Genomic DNA, 2,652 nt, shown 5'->3' on the forward strand with positions numbered 1-2,652 from the left:
GTCGTCGGCAGCGTCAGATGTGTATAAGAGACAGCCCCCAACCGGTCCCACGCCCGTCCGGCCCCGGGACCGGTCAGGGACGCCAGCCGGTGCGGCGGGCCCACGCCTCGGCACGGTGCCAGGCGCCCTCGAACCACGGCTCCTTCGCATCGACGTAGGCCGACGTGTCGTCGTCGAGCGCGAGGAGCCGGCGCTTCTCGGCGGCGTACGCGTCGCGCTCGGCCGGCTCGGCGCGCAGCCAGTCACGGAACAGCAGCGCGAAGCGCCAGCCCGGCGAGCCGTGCTCGCGCACGTGGACCTGCACGACCTGGCCCGGGTCGCACCCGCCGGCGAAGCGCTTGGCCCAGGCCGACGCGTCGGCTCCTGCGGGGTGCGGGGTGTCGGCGTCGATACCGTGGGCGACGACGTACCCGGCGTCGCGCAACGCCGTCCCGAAGGCCTCGCCGTCCGCGTCGGGAAGGTGCCGGACACCGACCTGGACGTCGATGACGTCCTTGGCCAGGAGCCCGGCCACGGAGGTCGACCCGACGTGCGACACCTCGGTGACGGCGCCGGTGCCGGCCAGGGCGGCGGCGAGGCGCGCGACGACGCGCTCGCCCCGGGCCTCCCAGTCGGCTCGCGGCTCGACCACGGCGCCACGGTCGGGGCGGCGGCTGCGCAGCCCGGCGGCGAGGTTGTCGGCCCAGGGCCGGAGGCGCTCGTGCCAGAGCCGGTCGACGGCGCCGGTCAGTGCCTCGGGCGACCCGGTGTTGTCGAGGAGCACGTCCGCGGCGACGCGTCGCTGCTCGTCGGTGGCCTGCGCGGCCATGCGGCGCCGGACGTCGTCGGCGTCGAGCCCACGCTGCTCGACGAGCCGTCGCACGCGCGTCTCCTCGTCGGCCTCGACGACGACGGACAGGTGCTCGTGCACCCAGAGGCCGCGCTCGACGAGCAGGGGCATGTCGTAGACGGACACGGCGTCCGGCGGCGCGTCCGCGCGCGAGGCCGCGACACGTCGGACGATCGCCGGGCCGGTGATGGCGTCGAGCGCAGCCAGCTCGTCCGGGTCGGCGAAGACGACGGCGGCCAGGCCCGGCCGGTCGAGGGTGCCGTCGGCGCGGACGACGGCGTCGCCGAACCGCTGCCGGATCGCCTCGAGCGTCGGCCGTCCGGGCTGGACGACCTCGCGGGCCACGGCATCGGCATCGACGACGTGCGCGCCGAGCTCGCCGAGCCGCCGTGACACCGTCGACTTGCCCGACCCGATCCCTCCGGTGACCCCGACGCGCAGCACGGGGGCCAGCCTACGCAGGCCGGCCGGTCAGGCGAGGCGGGCGGGGAAGCCTCCCTTGGCGACCGGCCCCCACCGCGTCGGGGTGACCCGCAGCAGCGACTTGCCCTGGTCACGCATGGCCCGGCGGTACTCGTCCCAGTCCGGGTGCTCGCCGGAGACCGAGCGGTAGTAGTCGACGAGGGGCTCGACGGAGTCGGGCACGTCGATGACCTCGCAGTCACCGTCGACCTGGATCCATTCGCCCCCGAAGTCGTCGGACAGCACGAGGACGGTGACCTCCGGGCGACGCCGGGCGTTGGTCGTCTTGGCCCGCTCGGGATAGGTCGAGATGACGATGCGGCCCCGCTCGTCGACCCCGCCGGTGACCGGCGAGGCCTGGGGGCGCCCGTCCGAGCGCGTGGTCACGAGGACCATCGAGTGGCGCGGACGGACGAAGTCGAGCATCGCCTCACGGTCGACGGTCGTGCTCGTCGCGATCTGGCGCGGCATCGGTCACTGCCCTCCTGTCCCGGCCCGGTCGAAGACGGCCACGAGCGCCTCGGCCAGCCAGGCGGCGTACATCTCGTGGGTCCACCCGCAGCGGCGGACGAACCGGTCGTAGATCTCGGGGGCCGTCAACGTCCACACGAGGTCGGTGAAGCATTCGCGGTCCAGGCCTCCGGGGAGGCCGTGGGTCTCCTCGAGGGCGTTGAGCGCGTTCGTGTTGCCCGCCCGGCGCTCCGCGTCGATCGTCGCGACGAACGCCTGCAGGCCGGTGTCGCCGCCCGCGCCCTGGGCGAGGATGACGCCGAGCAGCGGGCCCACGCGCTCGTAGATCGTCGCGCACAGGGCCGCGTACGCGCGGACGAAGCCCTGGCGGTCGGGCGCGTCCGACATGGCGCGGAACTCCGGCCGGTCCTGCATGGCAACCGGCTCGTCGTCCCCGACGAGGAGCACGTCGTAGACGGCCTTGACGACGTCGGCCTTGCCGCCGATGGCGTTGTAGACGGTCTGGGCGCTGACCCCGGCGGTCGAGGCGAGCTGGCTGACCGACATCGCGTGGTAGCCGTCGGCCAGGAGCATGCCCCGCGCGGCGTCGACGATGCGCCGCCGGGTCGCCCGGGCCGCCTGCGCCCGGGAGCTGTTGTCGTAGACCCGGTCTGTTGACATCTGCGCCCTTCGTGTGGATCATGAGTTTCGCTGGAACGGCGTTCCAGCGAATGGGTGGGGTCAGGGGTCCCCACCCATTCGCTGCGCTCACGCGTCCAACGGGGCCGACAGCGGCGACCTGTCGACGACCGAGTGTCCCACGGGACGCCCCGGCGACCGTCCGGGGCCCGGCCCATGGACGGGAGCGAGGGACCTGTCTCTTATACACATCTGACGCTGCCGACGACGGA

General features: G+C 74.0%; 3 protein-coding genes. All 3 read right to left on the reverse strand.

Annotated features, from left to right (window positions below; all coding sequences use genetic code 11):
* Positions 1–73: 73 nt before the first annotated feature.
* From coaE to ACPYOM_RS21575, 3 genes are read right to left on the reverse strand one after another with little or no spacing between them, the layout of a single operon-like run.
* A complete protein-coding gene (gene coaE, locus ACPYOM_RS21565) occupies positions 74–1,273 on the reverse strand; it encodes a dephospho-CoA kinase (protein WP_481347523.1) in 1,200 nt (399 codons plus the stop codon).
* A 27-nt stretch (positions 1,274–1,300) separates the two neighbouring features.
* On the reverse strand, positions 1,301–1,762 hold the full coding sequence (locus ACPYOM_RS21570) for a PPOX class F420-dependent oxidoreductase (protein ID WP_481347524.1): 462 nt from the start codon (positions 1,760–1,762) through the stop codon (positions 1,301–1,303).
* A gap of 3 nt (positions 1,763–1,765) precedes the next feature.
* A complete protein-coding gene (locus ACPYOM_RS21575) occupies positions 1,766–2,422 on the reverse strand; it encodes a TetR/AcrR family transcriptional regulator (protein WP_481347525.1) in 657 nt (218 codons plus the stop codon).
* Positions 2,423–2,652: the final 230 nt, after the last annotated feature.

It is taken from the genome of Monashia sp. HAY1-2A, from assembly GCF_056755315.1.

Bases quoted from the DNA above. Each gene is read 5' to 3' on its own strand.
- ACPYOM_RS21575 (WP_481347525.1), bottom strand. From the start codon at position 2,422: ATGTCAACAGACCGGGTCTACGACAACAGCTCCCGGGCGCAGGCGGCC.
- ACPYOM_RS21570 (WP_481347524.1), bottom strand. From the start codon at position 1,762: ATGCCGCGCCAGATCGCGACGAGCACGACCGTCGACCGTGAGGCGATG.